Here is a 5695-nt window from a genome sequence, read left to right on the forward strand (position 1 = left end):
TCTGACGATTATCTTCCGATTGGAAGAGTTAGAGACATTAATGCCTCCACATATAGACACAGGCTTAGCGAGACTTCATACCATAGCTGTTTCTCTCTAGGTGGCTCTCAATAATTTACTGTCACCACGCCTAGAGGCTGCTTTGGATTAAATTTCCGTCTCTTGATAATTATCGGTGATAGCAGCAACCAAGAGTGCAGCTACTTTTCCCTTTAAATATTTAGTGTCTCTGGGCTTCCAGAGATGTTCGGCAACTTTCAGTTGCCTTGGAGTAACTTTGTCAGAGCCCCACGACTGAAAGCTAGAAAGGAGGCATTTGTGTAGACTAAGCCTACACTCAGAGCTATGTCCGATCAGCCTGACAGGTGGTTTTTCCGCCAGTTTTTTTCCCCGATTGTGGTTTTATCCACTACGCATATGGCAGTTTTGGAAGTCCGTATCGGCGACAACACGTACTCCTTTTCGGACTGGGAAACTTTTCGCCAAGATCGTATGTCCTTGTCAAGCAAGGTAACCACTTGCAGGCGTTTTCGTTGTACCCTGTCTCGGCACTCTTCGCTGTCAAGCCTATGGCCAGACTGGAAGAATAGAGCCGAACTTTGTTGAATTTTTTGAAATCCTTAATATCTAGAGTATCACAAGCTTTCTGGCTTTTCGAGCTTTGTGAGGAAAATACTTAAAAATTCTACACAATTTTGCAAGAGCTTGGTCATCAGCCGCTCGGCAGCTTGCCAAAATTGAGCCAGTTACCGACTCGCGCTCTCAGCGACGCAGCCATAACCCATTTCTGGGACAGAAATCGGCCAATTATCTCCAGCCCTTATTTCATCTACGGGAGGGTTCGCTTAAAATGAGGAGAGAATATGTTAAATTTCTTGACAATCCACAACGCCTGAATCGGCAGACCCATGACCTCAACTACCTCCCTCTTTTCGCCTGTTGAAGCAGACCTACGTTTGCTGTCGGAGAACTTGAAACAGCTAGTTGGTAAGCGTCACCCTATCCTGTCTGCCGCAGCAGAACATTTGTTTGGAGCAGGGGGAAAACGCCTCAGACCTGCGATTGTGCTTCTGATTTCGCGGGCGACAATGCCAGATGGGGAAATTACTCCCCGTCATAGACGGTTGGCCGAGATTACGGAAATGATTCACACAGCTAGCCTAGTACACGATGATGTAGTGGACGAATCGGAAGTTCGTCGCGGGGTGCCTACAGTACACAACCTGTTTGGCAATCGCATCGCGGTACTGGCGGGAGATTTTCTCTTCGCGCAGTCTTCTTGGTATTTAGCCAACTTGGATAACTTGGAGGTTGTCAAATTACTGTCGCAGGTGATTATGGATTTGGCGGCAGGTGAAATTCAGCAAGGGCTGAATAGCTTCGACACAAATTTATCGATCGAAGCTTATCTACAAAAAAGTTACTACAAAACTGCCTCCCTGATTGCCAATAGTGCCAAAGCAGCGGCTTGCTTAAGTGGGCTTTCGGCTGAAATGGCAGAAAATTTATATCGCTACGGGCGTCATATCGGTTTGGCGTTCCAAGTAGTTGATGACATCTTGGATTTCACTGGTTCTACAGAAGTTTTGGGCAAACCTGCCGGTTCGGATCTCAAAAGCGGTAATTTGACTGCGCCGGCCATATTTGCTCTGGAAGAGAAACCCTACTTGGAGGTGCTGATCGAACGAGAATTTTGTAAGGATGAGGATTTGCAACAAGCGATCGCTTTAATCAATGAAGGTATGGGTATTGAGCGTGCCCGCGAATTAGCTGCCAGAGAAGCTCGCTCTGCTGTTGAGTATCTTGCCGATTTACCGCCCTCTGAGTATCGCCAAGCCTTAAGCGATATGGCTGAGTATGTTTTGAGTCGGCTGTACTAGAATTTTAGATTTTAGATTTTAGATTGGCTGTAAATCCAAAATCTAAAATCCAAAATCAATTCAGGCTATATCCGGAGGAATATGACCGGGCGCATTTCGGCGTACTGTATGGTTTTGCGGCAAATGGGCCTGGATTAAATTTTGTAAATCTTCCCGACGCAATTCAGTTCCCGATGAAAGATTTCCTGGCGTCTCAAAAAATACAGTACTATCAACCGTGTTCATCGCCAGCATTTGAAACAAAATATGGGTGACAGGAACTGGTATGGCTAGCACTTGCGGATCTTCGATCGAATTGCGATCGGCTGTGGCATCTTGGAGAGTTGGGAAAGCGTATATAACACGTTTTTCCACACCTGGGTTAGCGCGATTGCTTAAAGCAGTCAATACCCAGTCGCGCTCCCCGGTCTGGAGAATATAGTACTGGGAGTGTCGCAATTGCTGAGCCAGCAGCTTGAGAGCTGGTGCGATCGCTTGCATGGCCTGGGTAGTATGAGTATCTTGGGGTGCATTGTCAATTAAAAGTTGAATTTGTCGATCTAATTCCATAGGTCACGCTCAAAAGCTCCGATCGTCTACTTTTTAATCTAACTGTCGATCCAATCGGTCGGATTTGGGTGTGCTAGGGTCAAGGTAGTAGCGAAGCATTGTCAAAAAATGCGAGCGGTCTGGACGATAGTTCAGATCCGGTTGGATCGAATCGCATTTTGAGGAAAAAAGAAATTCTGGTGATTAACCAGCGAATCAAATGGGAGCATCTCTGCGGTCTATTTCTGAATGGGTGGTCTAGGGCTTCGCAATCAAATTAAGTAGGGGCTAAATTAAACTTGCCTCAACAACAACGAGCTTGGGAGAGATCTGCTAGCGTGGAGGCTATCTTTGAGCTGCTGTTCGCCGAACTTAAGCAGTCCACCCGTGCTTCAGAGCAAAATTGCCGCGAAGTCGCAGCGCGTATAGCAACGGAAGTAACCCGAATTTGTAATGAAAGTAAGCGCATCCAAGCGCTGGGCGCTGTCGAAACTTGGGCTACAAAGCTTGCCCGTCATCGTTTACAGCAATGCCTCAACTATTACAAGCTGGGGTCTACCGCTGGACGGGTAGAATTACACAGTACTCTGAGTGCGATTGTCTATCGTTACATTACACCACCTGGAGCGTCATCAATCTATGAAAATCGGCTGACTTTAATAGAAGATTTCTTACAGGGATTTTATGTGGAAGCATTGAGTGCCTTTCGCCGGGAAGGAGCTATGTGCCAGCTTGCCCCTACAAGTCCAACTTATCGACCGGAAACTCTGTTAGAGTTAGCGGAATTTCTGGCTTTTACAGAGCGTTACGCTAAGCGACGGATTCGCTTGTCGCATAACCGGACTCAGCAGCTAGTAATTTTGCGGGCACAAGCGTTTGTGCAAAAGCAACCGCCGGAAACCTCGGTGGATATGGAACAGGCGGCTGAGGGGGGAACGTCAGAATCAGAAGCAAGCTGGGATGAAGCTTTGGTGCAGCAAGTGCGGCAAGTGATGGGGGCTCAAGAAGATGCTCCCAATCAGGAAGATTCGCTGCGCCAGTCTGTAATTGACGAGCTGATGGCCTACTTACAAGAACGTCAGCAGGAAGATTGTGCCGACTACTTTGCGCTGCGGCTGCAAGACCTCAATACGCAAGAAATTGAAGCGATAATGGGTTTAACCCAGCGTCAGCGGGATTACTTGCAACAGCGTTTTAAATACCATTTGATTCGTTTCGCTCTATTGCATCGGTGGGAACTGGTGCATGAGTGGTTGGAAGCAGATATAGAAAGAAATCTGGGCCTCGTCCCCCAGCAATGGCAAACTTTCCTGGCGAGTCTGGAGCCTGAGCAACTGAGCTTGCTGGAATTGAAACAAAAAAAACTGTCCGATCGAGAAATATCTCGAAATTTAGGGTGGACGGTTACGCAGATTCAGAAGCAGTGGTTTAAGCTTCTAGAAAAAGCCTGGGATCTTCGTAATTCATTCGTGTCCGGATCGGGTGCATCGACTGATGAACAGAGACATAGAAGCCTTCCCTGAAAAATTCTTCGCCTGGTTGCTGCAAAGCGATCGAGTCAACCCGGCTCCGGGCCATGAGTTCGATCGCTCGACAGCCTCGTTGAGCGAGAAGGAGAATTCTAATTTAGAAACTCCTTCAGAGGTTACTCATAGCTTAGAGCTAGGCGATTGTGATATAGATGATTGGGAATTAGAAGATTTAGATCTACTGGAGTCAGAAGTATTGAACGCCGCACTCTCCAGCACCATTACTCCGGAGGTTTTGCGTCAACCCCCTCAAAAACCGGGCGACATTCCTGTCGTGCGAGACCGTTTCCAGGCACTTCTCAAACGTCGCCTCAAGAAGGAAATCGAAAATAACCCTCCCCTATTTCCTTGGGAGACGGAAATCGGTGACTACGAACCGGATCGTCCTGCCAAAATAGAGCTGGATTCGGGATCGGCAACGCACCTGTGGACGGCTCAGATCCAAAAGTTTAATCTGCCAGTAGCCATCCCGCCGGAGGTTTTTACCCAACTGTTAGACCGATGTCAGGCAGTGGTTCAATCCTCAAAAACCGAGGCGGCTAAATTAGTGCGTGCGGTGGAGGTTTTGTTCCCCGGTCATTCCCAGATGCTGAACAAATTTGCCCAAAAGGTGTCAGCGCCTGCCGATCGTAAAAGTCTGGATACGGTAGATTATCGACAAGAAGCGACCAAATTCCCCAGCAGTTACGAAACAGCAACGCTGGCCGAGCAAATGGTTCTGTTATTGCAGGCAGCTCGGCAGATTCTCGGTTCTCTGACGTTGCTTGTTTCGTCATCTCAATTAGCTGTAGAAAGACAGTGGCTAAGTGCTGTCGGTGTGCTGACGCTCGAGGTACAATATCAAGTACACAAGCAATCGATCGCCTCTGTACGGATTCGAGGTCAATTTCCTTGCGGTGGCAGCTTGAAGTTTCGAGGCGGTCAAGCAGTAGCTTCTACCCATCGACCCGATCCGGGTTGCTTGAGTGTGGAATTGTTCGATTTGGAACCCAACCACAGCTACCTGTTGGAAGTTCATTTTCAGCAACTGGGTCAGAAACCCTTAATTTTTGCTGTGATGGTAATTAGTTCTTAGCGATCGGTTACCCGATTTTGGATGAGAGGATTTTGGATTTTAGATTGGCTCCGCAATGATGGGGCGGAGCTTGAAATGGGGAAAAATTTTTTGATGATCCCCATTGAGATGGGAGGCTTTAGACCCCTTTTTTCGGTCAAATGTAGTTGGTCGTTGGTCAATTGCGATCGGATGGTAGATAGTGGTTAGTAGTGGATGGGAAACAAGCTTTCTCACAACTGACAACTGAGAACTGACAACTGACATTTGACAAATGACTGTTGACAAACTGCGAAATATACCGATTTTGGCCAAATTTAGGGAACGGTTGGCAGCGATGCCGACGCCGGAGGTGGAAGAGTCGCTCTGGCTGCGAGTGCTAGTGCAGGCTTTGGTGGTGGTGGGCATTATCGCTACGGATGTGGCGGCTGAGACTTTCGCTACTGCGGACAGTCTGAGCGTTTGGGCTGTACCGCTGAGTATTGTGGGTGCTACGTGGAGTTGGTATCGCCGCCATAAGCGTAATATCCCGGTGAAGTTTGCGATCGCGATGGGAATGCTGTGGGCTTTGGCCTTTTTCCTATCGAATCTCCGGGACTCTCTCAATGATACGCGGTTTGTCTTGGCGCAACTGCTAATTCAATTACAAGTTTTGCACAGCTTTGACTTGCCCCGCCGCAAGGATTTGGGCTATTCGATGGTGA

General features: G+C 47.8%; 4 protein-coding genes and 1 pseudogene. 4 read left to right on the forward strand and 1 reads right to left on the reverse strand.

All coding sequences use genetic code 11. From position 1 onward, the window contains the following. Positions 1-908: 908 nt before the first annotated feature. Positions 909-1880: a solanesyl diphosphate synthase gene (gene sds / locus H6S82_RS15535; RefSeq protein ID WP_190471457.1), complete on the forward strand. Its 972-nt coding sequence runs from the start codon at positions 909-911 to the stop codon at positions 1878-1880. A gap of 60 nt (positions 1881-1940) precedes the next feature. Here the strand turns inward: sds and H6S82_RS15540 are convergent, their stop codons facing one another. Then, entirely contained in the window at positions 1941-2429 is a 489-nt protein-coding gene (locus H6S82_RS15540) for a hypothetical protein (RefSeq protein ID WP_190471454.1), read from the reverse strand. A gap of 278 nt (positions 2430-2707) precedes the next feature. Between H6S82_RS15540 and hetZ the strand changes: the two genes are divergently transcribed. From hetZ to H6S82_RS15555, 3 genes and pseudogenes are all read left to right on the forward strand, one after another. Continuing rightward, positions 2708-3931, forward strand: coding sequence for a heterocyst differentiation protein HetZ (gene hetZ / locus H6S82_RS15545; protein WP_242056966.1), 1224 nt, complete (start codon positions 2708-2710; stop codon positions 3929-3931). Then, the gene (locus tag H6S82_RS15550; RefSeq protein ID WP_190471451.1) at positions 3903-5012 is read left to right on the forward strand and encodes a hypothetical protein; all 1110 of its coding nucleotides are present in this window, start codon (positions 3903-3905) and stop codon (positions 5010-5012) included. Before hetZ ends, H6S82_RS15550 begins: the two co-directional genes overlap by 29 nt. A 253-nt stretch (positions 5013-5265) precedes the next feature. Continuing rightward, a pseudogene (locus H6S82_RS15555) lies at positions 5266-5695 on the forward strand (transglutaminase); the annotation flags it as partial.

Origin of the sequence: Planktothrix sp. FACHB-1355 (genome assembly GCF_014748295.1) — a bacterium.
Classification (GTDB): Bacteria; Cyanobacteriota; Cyanobacteriia; order Cyanobacteriales; family Aerosakkonemataceae; genus Aerosakkonema; species Aerosakkonema funiforme_A.

Coding starts and splice junctions, on each gene's coding strand:
- sds (WP_190471457.1), top strand. CDS start 909: ATGACCTCAACTACCTCCCTCTTTTCGCCTGTTGAAGCAGACCTACGT.
- H6S82_RS15540 (WP_190471454.1), bottom strand. CDS start 2,429: ATGGAATTAGATCGACAAATTCAACTTTTAATTGACAATGCACCCCAA.
- H6S82_RS15550 (WP_190471451.1), top strand. CDS start 3,903: ATGAACAGAGACATAGAAGCCTTCCCTGAAAAATTCTTCGCCTGGTTG.